Source organism: Lentisphaera marina, assembly GCF_028745505.1.
Lineage (GTDB): Bacteria > Verrucomicrobiota > Lentisphaeria > Lentisphaerales > Lentisphaeraceae > Lentisphaera > Lentisphaera marina.
Genome location: NZ_JAQZZL010000001.1, coordinates 2365938 through 2387572, shown reverse-complemented (window position 1 = coordinate 2387572; position 21635 = coordinate 2365938). Strand labels below are relative to the sequence as shown.

General features: G+C 41.6%; 15 protein-coding genes. 3 read left to right on the top strand and 12 right to left on the bottom strand.

Annotation, left to right across the window (positions count from 1 at the left end; translation table 11 throughout):
* Positions 1-397: 397 nt before the first annotated feature.
* Together PQO01_RS09640 and PQO01_RS09635 are read right to left on the bottom strand one after the other, a co-directional pair.
* The gene (locus PQO01_RS09640) at positions 398-1645 is read right to left on the bottom strand and encodes a DUF1501 domain-containing protein (RefSeq protein ID WP_274313805.1); all 1248 of its coding nucleotides are present in this window, start codon (positions 1643-1645) and stop codon (positions 398-400) included.
* A gap of 4 nt (positions 1646-1649) precedes the next feature.
* Positions 1650-3524 (bottom strand): DUF1549 domain-containing protein, encoded by a 1875-nt coding sequence (locus PQO01_RS09635; RefSeq protein ID WP_274313804.1) that lies wholly within the window; start codon positions 3522-3524, stop codon positions 1650-1652.
* Between the two features lie 304 nt (positions 3525-3828).
* Between PQO01_RS09635 and PQO01_RS09630 the strand changes: the two genes are divergently transcribed.
* From PQO01_RS09630 to PQO01_RS09620, 3 genes are all read left to right on the top strand, one after another.
* The gene (locus PQO01_RS09630; protein WP_274313803.1) at positions 3829-4359 is read left to right on the top strand and encodes a sigma-70 family RNA polymerase sigma factor; all 531 of its coding nucleotides are present in this window, start codon (positions 3829-3831) and stop codon (positions 4357-4359) included.
* Positions 4356-5660: a FecR domain-containing protein gene (locus PQO01_RS09625; protein ID WP_274313802.1), complete on the top strand. Its 1305-nt coding sequence runs from the start codon at positions 4356-4358 to the stop codon at positions 5658-5660. Before PQO01_RS09630 ends, PQO01_RS09625 begins: the two co-directional genes overlap by 4 nt.
* Positions 5661-6248: 588 nt before the next feature.
* Positions 6249-7508 (top strand): IS110 family transposase, encoded by a 1260-nt coding sequence (locus PQO01_RS09620; RefSeq protein ID WP_274312477.1) that lies wholly within the window; start codon positions 6249-6251, stop codon positions 7506-7508.
* 79 nt (positions 7509-7587) lie between these two features.
* On the opposite strand, the gene PQO01_RS09615 is transcribed toward PQO01_RS09620, so the two are convergent.
* The 10 genes from PQO01_RS09615 to PQO01_RS09570 all read right to left on the bottom strand — a co-directional run bounded on the left by PQO01_RS09615 (position 7588) and on the right by PQO01_RS09570 (position 21619).
* A complete protein-coding gene (locus PQO01_RS09615; protein ID WP_274313801.1) occupies positions 7588-8799 on the bottom strand; it encodes a thrombospondin type 3 repeat-containing protein in 1212 nt (403 codons plus the stop codon).
* A gap of 187 nt (positions 8800-8986) precedes the next feature.
* Complete coding sequence (locus PQO01_RS09610; protein WP_274313800.1) at positions 8987-10432, bottom strand: sulfatase family protein; 1446 nt, start codon at positions 10430-10432, stop codon at positions 8987-8989.
* Positions 10433-10510: 78 nt separating this feature from the next.
* On the bottom strand, positions 10511-12337 hold the full coding sequence (locus PQO01_RS09605; protein WP_274313799.1) for a sulfatase: 1827 nt from the start codon (positions 12335-12337) through the stop codon (positions 10511-10513).
* 107 nt (positions 12338-12444) lie between these two features.
* Positions 12445-13236 (bottom strand): DUF1559 family PulG-like putative transporter, encoded by a 792-nt coding sequence (locus PQO01_RS09600; protein ID WP_274313798.1) that lies wholly within the window; start codon positions 13234-13236, stop codon positions 12445-12447.
* A gap of 286 nt (positions 13237-13522) precedes the next feature.
* Positions 13523-14596 carry a sulfatase-like hydrolase/transferase gene (locus PQO01_RS09595; RefSeq protein ID WP_274313797.1) on the bottom strand — a complete coding sequence of 358 codons (1074 nt, stop codon included), beginning with the start codon at positions 14594-14596 and terminating at the stop codon, positions 13523-13525.
* Positions 14597-14603: 7 nt separating this feature from the next.
* Positions 14604-15746, bottom strand: coding sequence for a glycoside hydrolase family 88/105 protein (locus PQO01_RS09590; protein ID WP_274313796.1), 1143 nt, complete (start codon positions 15744-15746; stop codon positions 14604-14606).
* A 118-nt stretch (positions 15747-15864) separates the two neighbouring features.
* Positions 15865-17445, bottom strand: coding sequence for an arylsulfatase (locus tag PQO01_RS09585; RefSeq protein WP_274313795.1), 1581 nt, complete (start codon positions 17443-17445; stop codon positions 15865-15867).
* Between the two features lie 35 nt (positions 17446-17480).
* On the bottom strand, positions 17481-19031 hold the full coding sequence (locus PQO01_RS09580) for a sulfatase family protein (protein WP_274313794.1): 1551 nt from the start codon (positions 19029-19031) through the stop codon (positions 17481-17483).
* A gap of 14 nt (positions 19032-19045) precedes the next feature.
* On the bottom strand, positions 19046-20440 hold the full coding sequence (locus PQO01_RS09575; protein ID WP_274313793.1) for a sulfatase family protein: 1395 nt from the start codon (positions 20438-20440) through the stop codon (positions 19046-19048).
* 45 nt (positions 20441-20485) lie between these two features.
* Positions 20486-21619 (bottom strand): glycoside hydrolase family 88/105 protein, encoded by a 1134-nt coding sequence (locus tag PQO01_RS09570; protein ID WP_274313792.1) that lies wholly within the window; start codon positions 21617-21619, stop codon positions 20486-20488.
* Positions 21620-21635 lie beyond the last annotated feature (16 nt).

Genomic DNA, 21635 nt, shown 5'->3' with positions numbered 1-21635 from the left:
CTCATAGGAATTCTTGTGTTAATTCGGCGTTTTTTATCAATCTATTATATTGTTCAGTTTCGAGCCGATCAAGTCAGAAAGGAGGAATTAGAAAAGAATTCAGAATTTATATTTTCACGGATAAATTTTTAAGTTGCAAGGAAATTTGAAAATTGAATGGAGATGAAGCAAGTGGTGATAATAATTTAGTAAGAATTTGAATCAATTAGCGAGAAGACTCGAATGAATTCTCTGAGGGGTAATTTAGCCATAGCTACAAAGTGGGATTTGCTAAGAAATAGCAAAGTACCTTTCAGATTCAGGGATTGATGAACTATTCAAAATAGGAAGAGCATCAAAACGGATTAGTGATTGCAGTTCACTGTGATCGCTTGTAGGGATCTACGGCATAAGTTCTTTAAGTACCTTGGAATAGCTGCTTCTGAGCTTTGCCTTTATTGGCAAAACTAAAGGGACGACCTGTGGAAGATATGTGTTTTTTACTTGGGTCTAAGCCTAAAGCCCAGCCGATTGTAGCATTGAGGTCTTCAATCTCCATGGGGTTTTCAACGGGTTCTTTACCATCCAGACTCATCTTACCGTAAATCTCTCCAGATTTTACTCCGGCACCGGCCAATAAACAAGTAAAGCCATTGGGGTGGTGATCACGACCGACATTGACATTAACTTCCGGCTTACGACCAAATTCAGTTGCTACAACAACGAGAGTCGTATCCAGTAAGCCTTTCAAAGACAAATGCTGAAGCAGGGCACTCAGACCTAAATCCAGTTTATTAATGTTTGGAGGCAAGTCTTTATACAAATCTTTATGATAATCCCAGCCATTCAATGCAACCTTGGAAAAACGAACACCTTTTTCCGCAAGTCTTGCAGCTAATAAACAGCCCTGACTGAAATTGTCTTTTGCATAGAGTTTAGCAATGCTTTCGTCTTCTTTCCTTAAATCAAAAGCTGAGATGTCTTTACTATTCATGAAGTTTAATGAGTTTCGGTAGATATCGGTGTAAGCTCTGGTATCTTTCGTGCCATAGCCCTGGTCAAAATTGCTGTTTAGGGCATTGAGTAGTTTGTGTCGTTTAGAATAATCTTCACTGGAAACTTTCTCGTGAATCTTACTGTAGAGAATGCCTTTGTTTGGATCCAAAACAGGAAGTGCAGCATACATGCCTGGGAAAAAACCGGAGGTGGCACCACGACGTGAATTAATTGCGACAAAATTTGGTAAGCTATCATCTTTATGAGTCATAAGTTTACTCACCCAGGCACCCAACTCAGGGTGGGTTATTGACGAGCGGGGATTATAACCGGTTAGAGCCTTGTAAACCCCAGCAGGGTGAGCGCCTTGATTAGTTTTCATTGTCGTCAATACTTGAACCTTATCCATCTGCTTGGCCATATGGGGCATGTAATGACTAATTTGAATCCCATCGACATTTGTTTTTATAGGTCTGGATTTGCCCAAAACGTCTTTGTTGAAATTAACATTAAAGGATTCATACTGACTCAATCCTCCTCCCAGCCATATGTAAATGACTGATTTTGCCCGAGCATTTTGTGGATTAATAACTTGCTCATTGCCATGTAGAAAAGGAAGGCTTCCACCGAGGACGCTCAAGCCACCTAAAAATTGTCTTCTATCCATCATTATCTTACCTTACAAAACGAAATTCATTTGAGTTTAAAAGTGCCCAAAGCATATTTTGAATATCTTTACGATTAAAGTTTGAGTTTATGAGCTCGAGTTCATTAGCATTCATCGGACGGTTAAAAACTGCCAGCCACATGCGCTGATATTTTTCACGACCTTTGGCTTTTGCCAATTCATCATTTAAATAGGATTTGGAACTGATGAGCTGATTTTCGGGCTTGCCGTTCATTAAATAAAGAATTTGTGGAATATTTGCTTCTTTGTTAGAGTTATCAATTAACTCTCTATCGGATGCACCGAAAAGGCCGTTGACTTCTACATAGGAGAGATTGAGTGGAAATTTAGGGGCATATATTCTGGATTCTGAAGCGCGCAATTCGTTCCTTGGGCCGATGTCCTCGTTTATTTCCAGCGCCTCTCGATGAGCAGCCTCATAAAATCCTCTTCTGCCGACACCGCAATTGCTTGAGTAATTCTTAAAGTCTTCAGCTGTCCAGTTTTTACTTTTATCATAAAAGAGGGTGAAACCGTTATGATGAAATTTTGTGGGTAAGTGCTTGTCGGGGTCACCATTTTTTAGTGATAAGAATGAATCCCAAACCTGTTCAGCACTCAGCCTTCGTACAATGGGGCCATCTAAAAGGTATTCAGGATTACCCTTGCCCAGCGCCAGGGCTCTGCTTTGATACGTACGAGTATTGAAAATGACTTCGTAAAATTTTCTTGTGTCGTAATTGACGCGCTTCATAATAGCTTCAAGTTTTGCCGTCAATTCGGGGTGTTTTCCCTCATCGCTCAATTCCAGGTCGTTAACCCTTCCCACCAATTCACTGCCCATGATCCAATACCATAAACGATTAACCGTTGCTTTAGTGAACATGGGGTTATCTCTTGAAGTCACCCATTCAGCTAATTGATTATGTGCTTTGGCTGAATCTCCCACATATCTATTGTTTTCATGCTTTTTTACGCGATCAACAGTTTGTTTTGTGTATACTGCCGGGGAGGCACCAAACATGGTTTTTGCCTGGATGACTTCAAAAGGCTTTCCATCATCGTATTTATAATCATGGGGCAAACGCATGTAGCCTGTTCCTGAGCCATCTATACGAGCGTATTTCATACGTATTGACTCACGGTAGACAATCCATTTATCAAAGTTATCATTTTTTAAAGCTTTGCGAAGTTCGGCGTAGTTTTCCTTTTCTAATTTTTTAGGTGGATCCAGTTGTAATCTTGTCCCAGAAGTAAAGGCAGCCATTTCGTAAAACTCTCTTTGAGTCCAGTCATCGAAGGGATGATCGTGACATTGAGCGCATTCAATTGCCATGCCGGTAAAAGTTTTTATGGTATTTGAAAGGCGATCTAACTGCATACTTTCACGGGCTTTATAACCAACCAGTCCATTACCTGGTTTGTAAAGGTTCCCCTCGGCAGAGACAATATCTTTCACAAATTTATCGTATGGACGGTTTTCCCGCAGAGCAGATTTTATTGCCTGGGATAAATTCCCGGCATACATAAGTTTGTCACCAATGTTTTTGACTCTTAGTAAGTCGGCCCAATAATTGTACATATGGCTTTGGTGACCTCTGGATGAGAGAAGTGAAGTGATAAGTTCTGCGCGTTTATTTTCTGAACTGCCTTGTACAAAACTTTCCAATTCTGCTAAGGTTGGGATTCGACCTATGGCATCTAAGTAAAGACGGCGAGCAAAGGTATAATCATCAATTTCACTTCTTTTAGGCTGCTTAATAGATTCGAGTTTTTGATGAACGAGATCATCAATTTCCTTGGCCATTTGCTTAATATTACCATCAGCCATTAAAGGCAGAGAAAGTAAAACAAAGCTGCAGTAAAATATTTTTTTTAACATCAAATTATTCCAGATTTTTACACTAAAATTACGGTTTTATCAGACAAGTACTTGTTATGTATATGTCAGAAGAACGCCTCATCTTGCTTAGATTGTCGTAAAATCCGCACAGAATGACAGTTTAATCATAATTCTTGATAATATTATTATAATTCATGGGCCTGCGGATAATTCTAAATCTCAAGTAATTGCATCGTGAATTGAATTCAGAGAAAGAAAAACCCTTGATTTTATTAATTTGAGGTGGCAGGTTTTTAATTTCCTCAAATATAAGTATATAGACAAGAATTATTGAGACTGTGAAATGGATCAGGATAAAAAAATAAAAGAAGCGGACTTTCTAAAGCTTTTCTTAAAGTATGAGAACTCAATGCGGGCCTTTGCCAGAAGCCTACTGCCATCTTGGACGAATGTTGATGACGTCCTGCAGGAGGCCAGTGTGGTAATGTGGGAAAAACTCGATCAACTCGATAGTGAAGAGGGCTTTTTCCCCTGGGGTAAAACTATCATCCGTTTTAAGTGCATGAACCTCATGCAGAAAAAGAGGTCGGATCGCCTTGTTTTTAATAATGATTTACTCAATCTCTTAGCGGATGACGCTGAAAAAATAGATGAAAATGAGTATGCCTGGCGACAGAAAGCTATTGGAGGCTGTTTGAAAAAATTATCAGAAGAGAATCAGCACTTGGTCATGGCTCCCTACTTAAACCATGGTTCAGTTAAGGTCTTGGCAGCCAAACAATCGGTATCAGTTAATTCACTTTACAAAAAGCTAGGACGTTTAAGGGATAAACTATTGGACTGTGTTAATACACAAAGGGCCTATTCATCATGAGCAAAAAATTTAACGATTTACTCCATAAGTACTTTCTCGACTGCATCAGTGAAGATGAGTTTAAAGAACTTGAGAGTCTCCTGGAACAAAACCCCGAACTTCGTCAAAAGTACCTTGAGTACACCATGATGGATGCCGGATTACAGAGTCACTCACAGGAGGGGATGGAGATTAGAAGTATTAAGCAAAGCAATAAGTATTACACTTTGATAGCTGCTGTTGCGGCATTATTCATCTTTGTTCCAGCTTTCTTATTTCTTTCTCAACCTTCTAATATTGCGATTATTAAGTCCAGTGAATACGCCGGTTGGGAAAGTAGTCAATCCACACTTGAGGGCTCGGAATTACACGCCGGCACACTGAACCTTACAAGCGGGGTCGCTACGCTAGCTTTTAATTCAGGCGCCGACTTAACTCTGGAGGCTCCAGCCAAAATTGAACTCATTTCCGACATGGAAGTAAAAGTCATATCCGGCGCTATTTCCATGTATGTGAGAGAGTCAGCTCAAGGCTTTCGAGTCAATACTCCCAATGGTTATGCCATTGACCATGGTACACGTTTTTCTGTCCGTATCTCCGAAGATAAACAATCCGCAGAATTTAAAGTTCAGGAAGGAGAGATATCCCTCCATCACGAATTGGGCGAAACTAAATATTTGACAGATAATAAAGCCTCGACAATGAAAGCTGATTCCCTAGTCGATTTCGAAGATACTCAGTTGGAAGGTTTTCTAAAACAGCAACAGGATTCACATATTTTGAGTTCAAGTGGCAATGAAAATTCAGTCATTTTCTGTAATGATATAAGTCGCTTAAATCAAAAATTCCTTATGGTGAAAAGAGCGAAAAAAAGTCGTACTGTTGACCGCCATGCTCTTTTTGCTTTCCCATTAGAAAATATAGATCTTGATAAGATTGCAAGAGTTCGTTTGAGTTTAAACTCAGTTCCAACGGGGCTAGGCGAGGTGGTGACAATGCCACCCAAAAGTACCATCCAGCTCTATGGCATCTCCGATGGCCCAGACGAGCAATGGCAACGTACGGGCTTTATGAAATGGGATGATGCACCCAGAATTGAGAATGCCGTTTTACTTGGAAGTTTTACGGTTTCCAGAGCTAAACTCAAAAGAAAAGTCTTTGTTGAGTCAGAGCAATTACTGGATTTCATTAAGTCGGATCAAAGCTCCGAAGTCAGCTTTATTCTATCCTGTGAAACACCAGGTGGTACCTTGGTTCACGGCTTTGCTAGCAGTCTCAATCCCGAGGCCTCAGGTCCAAGGCTTGAACTTTTTATGCAGTAGGGGCCTTCAATGGGAGCGCAGGTGACCCGAGGCTGTGTAAAAAATCTAAACACAGATCATATAAAGGGCTGAAGGCCCGATAGATTATAGCATGCACCGAAAGGTTAGCCTCTTAAATATTTTACTTACGCCATTGGTCTGAGTAGCAAAGATTTAAGAGGCTCCAATTCATTGATTCCAGAGGACTGTAAGTCCTACACTCAATGCCTTGTGTCGGTGCGTTGCACCTTGTGTCCTTAATTATATTTTACGTGCAGCTATCGCTGCACGCTACTTTCTGTCGGTGCTCTGCACCTAAAGAAATGTTTTTCACACAGCCGCGGGACGCCGGCGCTCCTATAGTAGTCCAAGTAATTAAATAGATAAATATAATGAGGGGGTCTGGGGGAGAAATTTTAGAATTAAAAAAGGAACATATAAATTTAATTATTCTCGGTACGAATTGGCGCTCCTGTCTTTGAAAGACTTTCTGGGCACTTCGACCGGGAATGATTATCAGCAAGACGAATACTCAGAAAGCTTCCACCACGAATGCTATAGGAATTTCGCACGCTGACTTTTAAATCTATATATTCCTAAGGAGTAAAAATGTATTATACAAGAACTAAAAAGCCATCTGAATACTCAGTTATTATTGCGATTGACTGGGCTGATCAAAAGCATGATCTACGAATCCTTCGGGATTGTGAAGAAGAATGTAAAGTTATCAGTAGTGATTTACTTACGCTCAAAAAATTCTTTAATGAACTCATACTTGAATCTGTTAATGATCCCATCGCGGTTGTCATCGAAAGCTGCCAATCTGCACTGATGAATTTATTGATATCCATTAGTGAATTTGATGTCTATACAGTTCACCCGACCACTTCTTCGAAGTTTGCTAAAACATTCCATCTTAGTGGCGCGAAAAGTGACCGAGCAGATACCAAATCATTACTTGAACTATACTTAAAACACCCTGATAAAGTTAAAAGAGTAGACGAATCTTTTTCAAAAGGAAAACTGAAGCGACTGAATATAAAAAGGCGTGATTTAGTAAATGATAGAACTCGTTTAACTAATCAACTCACTGCATTGTTGAAGATCTATTATCCAAATGCACTCAAAGTCGTGGGGAATCATTTATATGCAGACATGTTTCTAGATTTTTTGGATAAATATCCAAGCCCGCAGGATATCATTAATGCTCATCAAATCGGCATTACTAAATTCTTTAACAAACGCAGTACAAGCCATACAAAAACAAAAGTGAGGGTTCAAATATTACGCGCTTCTGTTATTGTTGTTAATGATGAAGATGAGGTGGATTACTACATATTTGAGATACAACAATTCTGCCACAGAATCCGGAGTTTAAATAAGGTTATTAAAGCTTATGACGAAAAAATTGAGCAAGCTTATAGGGAAAATGAAGATCATGAAATATTCCAATCATTTCCAGGAGCAGGTCCTAGTATCGGACCACGTCTTATGGCCTTCTTTGGAAACGATCGAGAAAAATTTCAGTCTGTAAATGAGGCTCTTAAAATCAGTGAAATAGCTCCTGTGACAATTCAGAGTGGGAAAATGAATATTGTCCGAAGACGTTTTTTATGCGACAGGTTCACTCAACTTAGTTTTGTTGAGTTTGCCAATAATTCCATAAGGTCATCAATATGGGCACATGAATTTTATTATCATAAGAAAGCTCTAAACATACCTCACTTCACAATACTTAGAGCTTTGGCGTACAAATGGATTCGTATCATGTACAGTTGTTGGAAAACGAGAACTCCATATAATGAAAAGACCTATCTAGAAGTATTGGAGCAGAGGCGACCAGCATGGTTTCAGAAATTCGTTAATTAATCTCGAATTCTAGTTGTAAGTGCACTCAGAAAAGCCCATCATGTTTAATCGAGTAAACTTCAGCCAAGTTTAGGCTTGTTTAGTCCTTCTCAATTGGCTTTCTGGAATCAGGAATTCCATCGTTGTTTGAGTCAAGATCCCATTGATCGCTGATGCCATCGCCATCGCTATCCTTGCTGCCTTCGACGCTGTTGGGTATACCATCCATGTCAAAATCCTCTCTATCAGACCCATTATCCAAAGCTTCGAGTAAATCCATGGGCATTTGCTCTCCCTTCTTATAAGCTTTTATGTAATCCCGCATAAAACGAAAGTACATGTCCCCATAAGGTTCTTTAATAGGCTCTATATCACGAGAGTATTCGGGACGGAATAAATCAACAAACTGAACTTGGCCATCTTTTCCATCTTTTTGACGCTGGGCAATGAGTTCATTCCACCAAGTGATGACGATGAATTTAGGACGTATTTCAAAGGCTCGTGACCACTGGCGCTGAAAAGTCTTGCCCTGTTCACGAGATGTGGCAGACTTTTCATTGGACATGTAGTTCTTTTGTAAGGCGGTGCACACCACCAGCTGTTCCGGTTTACCATCAATTGTAGCCACAGTTTGAGGGTAATTCACGAGAAAAGACCATTCGCGATCAGCTGGTTTACTGCGCAACCCCCACATCGTACGAATCGTCAATTGATCATTGAGCTGCTGAGGGATTTGGTCTCTATCCAATCTACTTAGAAAAAGCGGCTTTGCTCCTTGGCCATCATCGAGGTAGAGCCAGAGATCATCGTATTCGGGTTTAGAGAAATAGCGTTCGTCGAGTTCTTCGGCGAGCACGCCGGGAGACCACATGACAATGCGTGGCGATTCTTTGCCTGCTTGCTGACGATCACGCATCACTTTCACCATAACTTCAAAGGGCTTGTATATGTACTCATCCTTGATTTTCGATTTTGGATAGATGTTGGTGACATCCAATATGATAAAATCAATTTTTGCTTCCTCGAATAGCTCAAAGTGGTAATCCATGACCATAGCATTGTCGCCACGGTAGTAACCGACTGCGGGTTCCGCCCAGAAGTGCCATGATCCTCGGTGACCAAACTTCCCTTTGCCACTATGAATCTTTTGGATATTGCGTATAGGCTGGTTTCTTCTAAAGGCCAATGAATGCCAGGTCGAGTAGTTAATGCCGACTAGGTTTTGTTTGTCTGTTGCATCCTGAATCTCAAGCTTAGTCGTAGAGGCTCCAGACTTAATTACAGATGTTTTTTTAGAATCTGCGTGACTCATTATTGACAGCAAGCAAGTTATGACTAAAAGTTTGTTACATATCCCATGCTTCATATGGTACTCCGGAAATTTTTATTGATTATTTATATGGACGCTGAATCCATGAGCTACATTAAGGTAATTGTCTTGTTTTTATCCTTGGGAAAAGGCTTATTTACTCGAGAATATGAAGTGCTTATCACAAAGTTTATTCTTCATGGAGCTTAAAATAATGTTTGAAAAACTTGCTTTCACGACCATAGCTCTTTAGAAAGCCTGGCCATTTTTGCTGGTTTCTCCAAGTCGCTAAGTTCTTCTGTAAGTCAGCGGCAACTTCGGGATAAGTCTTGATCATATTTTTTCTTTCGGGGAGTGGATCCGTCATATCAAAAAGCATCTGAACGCCATTTTCCAGTTCGAAAAATTTCCATTTATCTGAACGAATGACCGACTGACCCCAAAACCTCCAATAAAGGTATTGATGTGGATTTGACTTGTTGCCCTTCGATAAATACGGCATCAAGTTCACACCATCGAGCTCGCCCTTTTTCACTTCCACACCCGCCAGAGCCAAAGCGGTAGCACCTGCATCCATGGTACTCACAGCTTTGTGATAAACTTGTGCAGGAACTTTGCCCTTCCAATAGACGAGGTAGGGCACACGCACACCCCCTTCTGAAATCATACCTTTTTCGCCGACAAGCTCACCATTTAAAGAGCCGGACCAACCGCCTCTAGCCTTGTAGGGAAGATCTTGTTTTTTGATTTTAAGGGGCGCACCATTGTCGGCAAAGTAAAAAACAATCGTATTCTCTTCGATTTTATATTTCCTCAACGTTTCCATGACAGCACCAATACCATCGTCAATGGCTGCTAAAGATGCTAAGCCCCAACGGCGACGTTCAGTCATATCACCAGGGAAACGATCAAAATGCTTTTTAACAACTTCCATGGGAACGTGAGGAGCGAAGTAATTCAGGTGCAGAAAAAAAGCTTTGTTATGATTTTTATCAATGAAAGCTAAAGCCGCATCGGTCTGCTTATCAACTCGGAAGGTTTTATTATCGACTTCGCGTTCATGTTTTATGGCCTTCCCCTCTAAATCAAAATTCCTTAGATAAACAGATTTTGCTCCATCATAGTAATCGCTATAACCTCGGCTCATAGGATAATACGGACGGCTAATGTTTTCGGGAATATGAGCCTTTTTTTGTTTCAAACCTTCAGGATAGTTCTTCTCCATCCATAGCTTATTACCTGTTTTAGGGCCTAAATGCCATTTGCCAACGAAGCCTGTTGCATAGCCTGAGTCTTTTAATTTTTCTGCTATGGTCTTTTCATTTATGTCCATAGGTGCTAAATCATTATCATCTAAACCAAATCGAGTTTGATACCTGGATGTGGCAATAGCGGCTCGCGAAGGCGTACATTGTGGAGCTGTGGAGTAGCCATTTGTCACCACTGCACCCGCACTTGAAAGAGCGTCTAAGTTAGGCGTTTTCAAATCTGGAGAGGCACCTTCATAGGCCCCGAAGTCGGCATAGCCGTGATCGTCAGTTACGATAATAATAATATTGGGTCGTTCACGGGCATAAGCCATCGATGCCAAGAGAATTAAAACAAGGCTAAGGTTTTTTGTCATTTCTATTTTCATTTTTTTCTTTTTTTTGATTAATGATAAGGCTTACAAACAAAAGGCCGGGTAAATGGAGGGCTCAATTAAAGACAAGTATTAAAACTTTAGATTGATAAGTTGATCTTTATTTTCATCGAGTATTTTGAGGGATCTCAAATGAAGTTGCCCCTGAGGAAAATCCAGGATAAACTTCATCACTTTGGATGGGGTGTTTATCACTGTAAAAGGATGTGAACTTTGGTGCCATAAGCCGTCATCGACTAAATTGATTTTGGTAAAATCAGTAACTTTCGTTCCTGGTGAAAAGCCTTTGACCAGAATATCTCCTTTAGCCGATAGCGAACGAATATCCATTTGCAAAGTATATTTCCCTGCTTTGAGAGCAGGAGTGGGTAAAGTGAAACTCATATCTTGATTATCGGCGTATTTTCTTATGTACAAGCCTGCTTTACCTTTGGAAAAAATGCCATGACCACGAGCTTTTAATTTTCCGGCAGATTGTATGAATTTGCTATTATATTTGGGGTTTTTGATAGGCTTTATACATGCACTCTTCCTAAGGTACTGATCAATGACTTCATTCATACTTTTAACTTTTTCGGGGTTTTGAGAAGCGAGGTTAAGCATCTCTCCTTGGTCATTTGCAAGATTATAAAGTTCAAATCGGTCAGTTAAATCTGGATTGTCATGAAAGACTTTGATGAGTTTCCAATCACCGATCCTCAGGGCTGCAGATGGTGGTACACAATCGGGAACATTTGGTGAATGTGGGAAGTAGGTAAAAACTTGTTTTCTTTTGGCTCCCTGACCTTTTAAAACGGGCACAAAACTAATGGAATCTTTTGCCTGCTGGTAATCCACCGGTAAAGCTGCCATTTCTAAGATACTTGCATAAAGATCTTCACTCTGAATTAAACTGTCATTTCTAACGCCGGTTTTTGTTTGATTTGGCCAAACGACAATAGCGGGTACGTGTGTTCCTCCTTCGTATATAGAGGCTTTACCCCCGCGGAAAGGTTTATTACTTGTGGCCGTTGTACCATCGACAACATTATACATATTTCCGCCATTATCTGAAAAAAAGACAATGATTGTTTTTTCCATCAGTTTATTTGTTTCGAGGGCATCTATGACTTTGCCTATGCTGTCGTCCATAGATTCAACCATTGCAGCATAAACGGGGTTATGTTGAGGATTGTTTTTATCGATGAGTTTTCTGTATTTATCAATAAGTTCCTGCTTAGCATTAAATGGCGCATGAACAGAGAATTGCCAAAAATTAATAAAAAAGGGCTGGTCTTTATTTTCGCTAATATATTTTGCTATTTCGTCACCTAAACGATCATCAATATGCTCACCGGGATAATTCTCTTTGAAGTTAGGGTATCTCCAAGGTGCGACAAAGGAACCGGCAGGTCCGGGTCCCGGCCAATGGGGGATATCTATATCAAATCCGTGTTCCAAGGGTGAGTAAGGTGATTTGCCAAGGTGCCATTTGCCAAAGTGGGCTGTTTTGTATCCGGCATTTTTAAAAACCTTGCCAAGGCTTAAATATTCTGTCGATAATCTATTGACTGATACGGGCGGAACTTGTCTCTTTGAAGGCGCCGCCGCTTTGCCGGCCCGGGCAGTTAAAACAACATTTTTTAAATGCCCATGAGGGGCCGTAAAACCTGTTCTGGCTGGGTTTTGTCCAGTAAGAATACTGGACCGAGTTGGCGAGCAAAGGGGGCTGGCAGCGTAGGCATTGGTGAAGTAAACTCCACCTTTAGCCAGCCTCTCTAAATTGGGCGTTTGATAGAGCTTTGAGCCTCCTAAACTGGTATCGGAAATACCTAAGTCATCGGCTAAAATGAGGATGACATTTGCTTTCTCTTGGGCATTTAGACAAAGTGATAAAGCGATAAATAAAAGAAGACGCATAAAAAACCTGATTATAATTTTTGTAATTTTGGTAAATCCACTAGATGGCAGCCGATAAAAAGATTTTTCAATTTTTGCACCACAATTTTAAACTCTAAGTGCTGACTCTACCAATAAAAAGAATGAGAACTAGCGCCATACTTTCGACTTCCAGAACTGTTGGGGAAATAGTCTTCATTCGCGACTCTATCATAACCCAGTTGATATGTTTTTATCCATTTTACCGCACCGTCTAATGTATTGCGGTTGCCACCTGCTGAGTATAAGGAAATATCTGTTACATTATTAAAAAAATTCCCTCCTTGCTGAGAGTGATTTACATTGATGTGTTTAGTCCCACCATTGGTAAATTTGTTTAAGTCGGCAAAAACAGTGGTTTGACTCGGATCTTCGTAGGCAGTAAGCGTTCTATCTTCCGTTGGTATTTTAGGACCTCCGTCTAGCCATGTCGTGCTCGTTGTTCGACGACCTAGGCCTCTAAACATGGGCCAATTTTCATTGTCTTGGAAGTTTCCAGTATATATGTAAGTTGTTGACTCTGTTGCATTCCAAGGAGTCGATGTGTTACTTGGACATTTTAATACTTCCGGACGTTCATTACTTGTTAGATCCCAGGCACTTAGGTAGGGAATGATATCTTTAATATAGGTCTCTGTTTGTCCCCATCCATTGGGGTCCCAAGGCGTATTGTTGAGTACTGTCGCACCGCCTACAGGAAAAAAGCCACTATCATCATGATACATGAATGCCGCTATATAGACTTGCCTTAGGTTACTTTTGCAGACAGCTCGACGAGATTTTTCCCTTGACGATTTTAGCGATGGAAGCAGTAGTGAAGCAAGTATGCCGATAATTGCCATGACAATCAATAGCTCTATTAATGTAAACTTTCTTTTCATATATATTCCTTTGAGCTCTCATTGCGATAAAATTTTGTGACTTATCAATACTTAATTTGCAGTCAAACAAAACCTGCCGTGCTTTTTTTATTAAAATTAGGCAATGCCCTTAGTTCTTTATTCATTAATAATATATGGCTTTCTCATCTGAAAGCTTGTAGTATTTAATCAATATTTATAAACATCATACTTCTGTGATTCACTGTTCAGGTTCAGGGGACTCCCTTATTATTCCCCTTTCAGCTTTTGAACAAAGCAGCGTTCCGTCCACTTATTGTAGAGGCGACTAAGTTCTTTTACCTTTTCCGGCATTTTTGAGGCTAGATTGTTTAGTTCCGTACGATCGCTCACCATATCGTAGAGTTCCCATTTTCCCTGCCTTGTTGCCACCAGTTTCCAAGGCCTTGAGGATTCTCCCCACATTGTAATCCGCATAGGAACTGGTGGCTAAATAGGCATGAACCAACTTTCTCCAGATATCTTCTTTTGTTTTAATGATCTCATGCTCGTTTTTATCAAAAAAGGGATAAACAGTCTGAGCCATAAATTTTCCGGCAGCTGGAATGTCATCAAGATCACCCTTCGGGGTTTCAGGGAACTGTATATTATCAAGATCGAATTGATCATAGAACTTCTTCGGGGCAATCCAGGGAGCGTGGGGCTTGACTAAACCAATAGCCATAAAGAAGGGCTTTTTATGCTTAAGCTGGAATTGATCAATGGCCCAATTAACAATGGCACCATCTAATTCATCCGAGTCAGGATCTGCTGCACTGACTCCAACTCTGAAATCTTTTAATGGTCGACCGGCATCCTCACCAAATACGGACGTAATTTCTTTTCTGGTTTTGTCTTTGTATTTAGCAGGAACGAAAGTATTCCAGCCTCTGGAATCATGGTAGCTCCCATGATAAATTTTTCCGTTTCCAATGGTGTGGTAACCATTCTTTTGGAAAGCAAGTTGCAGGGGAAGCCGATCAGGTGAGATAAGTTTTTTCGGCGAGTAAGTTTTATGGTGATAGTAGACGCCGGTGCGATGTGGGTAGATACCATACATCAAGGATGTTCTGGATGGTCCACAAAGTGGAGCCGAGCAATAAGCACGGGTAAAGGCAAAAGATTCACCGGCTAACTTATCGATGTTAGGAGTCTTTGACTGGGGATGTCCTTTTAAATAACCCACCCAATCATTTAAGTCATCAACCGCAAGAAACAAAATATTTGGACGTTCTTTTTGATCTGCATCTAGAGCATTAAAACTTATACATATTAGACAAAGACAGGATATAAGAAGATAATTGAAAAAATATCCCTTTGATAAGCTCTTGAAAATGAGATGATTTACTTTCTGATTACTCATAAAGTATTTATTTTTTCTCAAGCTTAATAACTTCGGCGGCCGCCAGTAAATAAGGTCCTATGCCGTGTTGATCGTGAGTTACCCTTGGGCGTTTAAAGAAGTATTGCACTTTTTCGGACATATCCGTTCCGACACACACGTCTTTGAGTTGATTTTTATCCGTTAACTTTGTCTGCAGTCCATTCCAGCCTTTTATGCCAGCGCTACGAGCAGATGCCGGCAACCAGCCCTTATTAGAGCCTAGTAAAAGGCTGTAAGTAAACATGCCGGAACAGGAGGTCTCGGTATAACTTTCAGGACGATCTAAAACCTGATGCCACAAGCCGTTTTTATTTTGACGAGCCATAAGACCTTGCATAACATTGTTGTAGATCTTTAGAAGTTCAGCTCTTTTTGGGTGATTTTCAGGAACAAAGTGCAGTAAATCAGTAATGGCCATGACAAACCAGCCATTGCCACGTCCCCAATGAGGGATTTTGGCTTCTGGCTTCTTTTCCAGCCATAGACAATGCATTAATTTTGTTTGCGGATTCCACAAATATTTATAATAACTGAGAGTTTCTTCTATGGCTTTCTCAAGGTATTCTGGATTGCCACTATGCTTGGATTTACGCACCCAATAAGGAACAAGCATATATAAATCGTCAATTTGCACACCCTTTGACTTCCATTGCCTTTTATAGCGGGTGAATGTTCCATTAGCAATTTTAGGCGCTCTATTCAGCATGCCTTGGAAGTAAGATATTCCACGAGCAATTTCAGGGTGATTGCTTGTCGCCTGTGCTTCAACAAAACTGGCCACCATACCACTATGCCATAGAGAACTTGGTTTGAGGTAATGATTTTGTGATCGTGTATCTGTAATTTTTTTATAAGAATCACAGAAATACATGAGTTGTTTTTCTTTGTATTCACTGAATTCTGGGCGACCCAAGGCATCGCCCATATTTTTTATACCTTCGGCAATTATGTAGTTTTGGTACATCCAGTAATTATAACGCCTTGGCTTTTGATCTGTTTCTAAAGCCGTTTCAGCGATGACAGTCTCCGCCATTTCAATGGCAGCTTTTATAGGTAAGGGTTTAGGTTCTTCTGCAAAAACACCAAAGCTTAAAACAGTGCAAAATAACAAGCTTAGATTTTTTATCATGATTTATATGATCCTTTAATTCTGTTCTTTTAAAATAGCTCTTGCGTGAATCGCATAATTACTTGAGTATTGTTATTAATGTACGCATCGACACATGAGTTTTTATACTTTGCTTAACTTACTGTAATTTAGCAGGAAATTTCTTCCTGGCTGAAGGCCAAGGAATCACATCATACTCTTCTGCCCATTCGGTCCAGAGCGCTTTGAGTGCGGAAGCCCGTTCAGGATGCTTACTGGATAAATCGCATTGCTCGCCAGGGTCCTTGCTCAGATCATACAGTTTCCACAGCGTCTTATCTGCAAGCAATTTCCAACCATCACGGTAAACAGCACGGCTTTTTAGATGTTCCCAGAAAAAGGGGCGATTTTCTAATTCAGCCCCTTTTACCGCAGCCATCAAGTTTATTCCATCCGCTTGCACGGGCTTAATTCCTTTAAATGAATCGGGAAATTTGACCCCGGCTGCCTCCAGACAGGTCGGTAAAATATCGATAATATGACAGCGCCCATTCCGAATTTGGCCGGCATATTCTTTCAGCTTATCCGGCCAACTGACGATCAGTGGTGAAGAGATACCTCCCTCAAGGGCATGGGCTTTGACTCCGCTGAATGGCGTGTTGCTGAGTGCGGCACAAAGATTAGCCGAATTCCTCGTTCCCTTATGATTGGGTGTTGAACCGTTATCACTGAGCACGAGTATCAGGGTATTGTCATATTGACCATTCTTCTTCAAGACATCAATCAGTTGCCCGATCCCCTCATCCATTACCTCAATCATGGCGGCATAGGTTGCCATCGTGGTTACCCACTCATTTTTCTCGGCCTCACTGAGCGCGTTCCATTTACTGGACTGGTCAATGGTTGCTGCATTATCGGGTGCCACTCCCAGTTCCTGCTGACGCTCAAATCGTTCCTGCTGGAGCTGCACAAACCCAACTTTATAGCGCTCCATACACTTTTGGATCCGATCCGCCGGTGCCTGAATCGGGGCGTGTGGCGCGTAGTGCGCTAGGTACAAAAAGAATGGATTCTTCTGACCCAACTGCGAGTCCACAAACTCAATCGCAGAATCGGAGAGCGCATAGGTCAGATAAAAGTCAGCGGGATATGTAGTGCTGTCCGGTATGTGCTCACTGTTTTTCATCATGAACTTGGGGCTGAAATAGTCCTTCGCGCCCCACCAGGTTCCGTAAAAAAAGTCGAAGCCGCGGTCGAGCGGGAACAACGGTTTCTGTTTCGATTTGCCGGTGACGGTTTGGTGCCATTTGCCCACAACTCCGGTTGCGTAGCCGTGCGGTTTCAGGATTTCGGCGATGGTCGGAGCATCGGCCGAAAGTTGCCCGCGATAACCGGGTAAATGCTGGTCTTGCTGCATAGCGCCCACCCCGACTGAATGCGAGTAGCGACCGGTCAGCAGAGATGCGCGTGACGGCGTACAACGGGCGGTGTTCTTGAAGCCAGTAAACCGGACTCCTTCACGCGCCAAGGCATCAATATTCGGGGTCTGAATTTCGCCGCCGTAACAGCCCAGATCCGAATAGCCCATGTCATCGGCTAAGATGACGATGATATTCGGCCTGCTTGCCACGTCGTAGCCCGTAGGCGAAGACGGGTCTGCCGCAGTCAGAGTGCTACAGAACAGTGCTGCCAACATGGCACCCAGTAAACTGTATTTTATGATAAATTTAAGTTTCTTCACTGTTTATCCAATTATTTTTAACTGAGTTTTTTTGCTTAATACCTTTGTCGTTTCCACCAGCCCTCTATGTAGGCTTTCCATGAATGTTGAGCGTTGCTGCCGACATATTCATAATTATCAAACACCTTGCCTTTGCCTAGGATGCGAGGGTCTTTGGTATCGATCAATGTCGTCTTCAGCTGCTCCCACAGTTCTTTTTTTATCTTAGAGTACTCCGGGTTTTGGGCTAGGTTTTTCATGCATTCCGGGTCTACTGACAACTTGAACAATTGCTCTTGAGGCCGCTTTCCAAAATTTGCCTCAAAGTACTGACTTTTACCCTCTTTATGTAACTTGAGGATCAGACTTTTCGTCGGCGAACTGTCACAGTTTGTAAAACCTGTTTCAGGGTTGCCCGCCGGCCACCGATCCGGAGCAAAGTTATGTACATAGAGGTAGTCTCGAGTCCGTATTGCGCGCACAGGATAGCCCAGATCCCCTTCTCGGCCTAAGTCCTGATTCTCGCGTCCCACACAAACAAAGTCGCGTTTAGGATCAATAAAACCACTTGTATTTGCTTTAAAAATATCAACAAAGCTTCGGCCAGACATCTCCTCCGGAATTTCTACACCTGCGGCTTCAAGAAAGGTTGGACCAATATCGATATTATTCACAAAGTCTTCAACAACTGCCCCACCTTTGTGGACAGCACCCCAGCGTGCAGCCATTGGCAAACGAAAGTCTTCATCGTATATCTGTCCCTTGATACGTGGAAAGGGTGCTCCGTTATCGCTAGTTGCAATGATCAGAGTATTGTCTAGCTCCCCAATCTCGCGCAGGTGTTCAACAATCTCGCCGAGGTGTTTATCAAACCAGTTCACCTCCAGAGCATAATCCAGAAGGTCGCTGCGCACATCGGCATGATCTGGATAGTAACTCGGTACTTTCACTGTTTTAGGGTCAAGACCGCTTCTAATTCCCGAACCTGCTAGATACCCACGATGAGGTTCTTTTGCTCCGTACCAGAAGCAGAACGGCTGCCCTGGTTTTCGCTTTTTGAGAAACTCCTTAAAATTGCCTGAGTAGTTATTGTCGCTTATGCCCACCTGAGATTTTTTCTTCTGCGTATTGTAGGCCTTCCCCGCAGGATTATGAACACGCCCGCCGCGTTTCTTGTAGTCTCCAGGTCCCCAGCCCTTACCGGTCAGGCCAACGTGGTAACCTGCTTTTGCCAAGAGGTCGGTATAAATTTTTAATTCATTCGGCCACACATTCCAATGACACGATCCGGCTTTCATCTGCCAGAAATGGCGTCCGCCCAAGGTTGCAGCTCGCGATGGTCCACACTTCGGATTAGTGGTAAATGCGTTTTTAAACAGTATCCCTTCACTAGCTAGTTTATCGAAATGGGGTGTGCTTACCCATTTGTGTCCATAGGCGCTTGCATGCGACATATCATCGGCAATAGCAAACAAAATATTCGGACGCTCTTTTTGATCTGCATCTTGAGCATTCAAGCTTAAACTGACTAGACATAGAAAAAGACAGGACTTAACAAAGACTTTTAAAGTATTTTTAGTTTCTTGCTGAGGGGTTTTCGCGAACATCAATGTCCTCTAAATTATTTTTGAGATTTTTTGACTTCATCCTGCCATTTTTGCAGGTCTTTTAATAAGTCTTGTACCATTTCAGGGTATTCAGAACTAAGATCTTTATTTTCTCCCGGATCTTCTTCCAAGTTGTATAAAAAGGCACCTTTCGGAACTTCTACTTTCTGCATTGTGATTGCAGGGTCTTTTTTATTAATTAACAATTTCCATTTTCCTTTGCGAATGGCCTTTTGCGGGGGCGAGTCCCAGTAAAGTACACGACGTTTGGTATCTAAATCTTCTCCCTTTAATAAAGGACTTAAATCAATGCCATCGACATTCTCAGGGATTTTGCTGCCTATCATGGCGCATATCGTTGGATGCAGATCTAAAGCGCTAACCATTGCATGAGATACTTGATGACTTGTCTTTATATGAGGATGTGAAATAATCATTGGTACGCGCAAGCCACCTTCAAAGCTGGTATATTTCCCACCTTTTAGATTGCCATTATTGGCATAGAGAGCGAGTCCTCCACCATTATCCCCCAGGAAAATGACAATAGTTTTGTCTGCGATGCCAAGGGTCTCCAGTTCATCTAAAAGCAGACCGATTTCTCGATCCAGGTAATAAAGGTGACCAAGGTAATATTGGCGACCATCAGGATGATTAGGGAAATCAAACTTTTCACGCCATTTATCTTTATTATTAGGTTTAAAATCAGGGATTTGACTTAGATTTTTTTCCTTTAGGTAGGGCTCTGGGAGTTGGTTGATATAATGATGAACCGCATTAAATGAGAGAAAAAGGTGAAAGGGTTCATCTTTATGCTTTCGCACAAAAGCTCGACCTTGTTCGCCGAAGAGTTCAGTCGAAAAACCTTCCACATCTTCACGCTTGTCCTGAACGTACATAGGTCCCGCACAATAATGAGTTTTTTGACTCGCCTTGTTGTGGAGTAAATAATGCTTGGTACCACCGGAAAAACCATAAAAGCTGTCGTAACCATGATTGAGAGGAAAGCCTCTTTTTTTGGGTTGATCGCTTTTTCCATGGTGAAATTTACCGACATAGCCCGTTTTATAAGCATTGTCTTTCAGTGATTCACCTATGGTCTTAAACTTGGGGTCATGAAGTCCTTGACCACCATACCAGTAATTTCCCTGACGTTGCTGGTAAGCGCCAGTTGCTACGGCAATTCTCGAAGTACTGCATATAGGCGAGGTCACGTAAGCATTGGTAAAGCGAACTCCTTTTTCAGCCAACCTGTCTATGTTTGGAGTATGAACATCATCTGCCAATTTAGTACAGGATATATCTGCATAGCCCAAATCATCGGCCATGATCACAATAACATTGAGTTTATCTGTTGCTGCGGCATAAATACTGCATGTTAGGAATAATAAGAGAGTTAATATTTTCGACATAAATGCCTCTTAAAGTGTTTTGCTTTAGTCATTAGACCTAATTGATTATTTTTTCTCAAGCTTAATAATTTCGGCGGCCGCCAGTAAATAAGGTCCTATACCGTGTTGATCGTGAGTAATCCGTTCACGGTTAAAGTAGTAGTCGAGGTCCTCAGACATACCGGTACTCCTACAAACATCTTCTAGTTGATTTTTGTCCGTTAACTTTGCTTGCAGACCATTCCAGCCTTTGATACCGGCAGTGCGAGCAGATGGCGGCAACCAGCCCTTAGTAGAGCCGTGCAATAGGCTGTAAGTGAACATGCCGGAGCTCGATGTCTCGGTATAACTTTCCGGGTGATCTAATACCTGATGCCATAAGCCATCTTTGTCCTGACGAGCCATAAGACCGTGCATGACATTATTATAGACCTCTAAAAGCTCAGCTCGTTTCGGATGGTTTTCGGGCACGAAATTTAGCAAATCCGTGATGCCCAGAACAAACCAACCATTGCCTCTAGCCCAGTGCGGAATTTTAACTTCCGGCTTTTTTTCGAGCCATAGACAATTAAATAATTTTGTCTCAGCGTTCCACAGGTGCTTGTAATAACTAAGGGTTTCTTCGATCGCCAAATCAAGATATTTAGCTTCACCCAGATCAACCGATTTACGCACCCAGTATGGGCTAACCATGTACAAGTCATCAATTTGAATCGCCTTAGATTTCCACTCAGGTCTATATCGAGCCAAGGTACCATCAGCAACTTTAGGAGCATTATTGAGCATCTTTTGAAAATAGCTAATTCCTCGCGCAATTTCCGGATGGTCACTTGTTCTTTTTAAGTCATAAAGGCTGGCGACCATACCACAGTGCCACATGGTTCTTGGATGTAGGTACATGCCAGTCATGGGTTTAATATTTTTGTACTCTTCGAGAAAGTACAGCATCTGTTTATCTTGATAAGAGCTGAAGTCCGGGCGACCTAAAGCCTCGCCCATCGCCTTTATACCCTCTGTTATCATATAATTTTGGTACATCCAGTAATTATAACGCCTTGGCTTTTGGCCTTTTTCTAAAGCCGTTTCAGCGATAACTGTCTCAGCCATTTTAATAGCGGCTTTTATAGGTAAGGGTTTAGGTTCTTCTGCAAAAACACCAAAGGTTAAAACAGTGCAAAATAACAAGGTTAGCTTTTTCATAATATTTGTCTTTTTA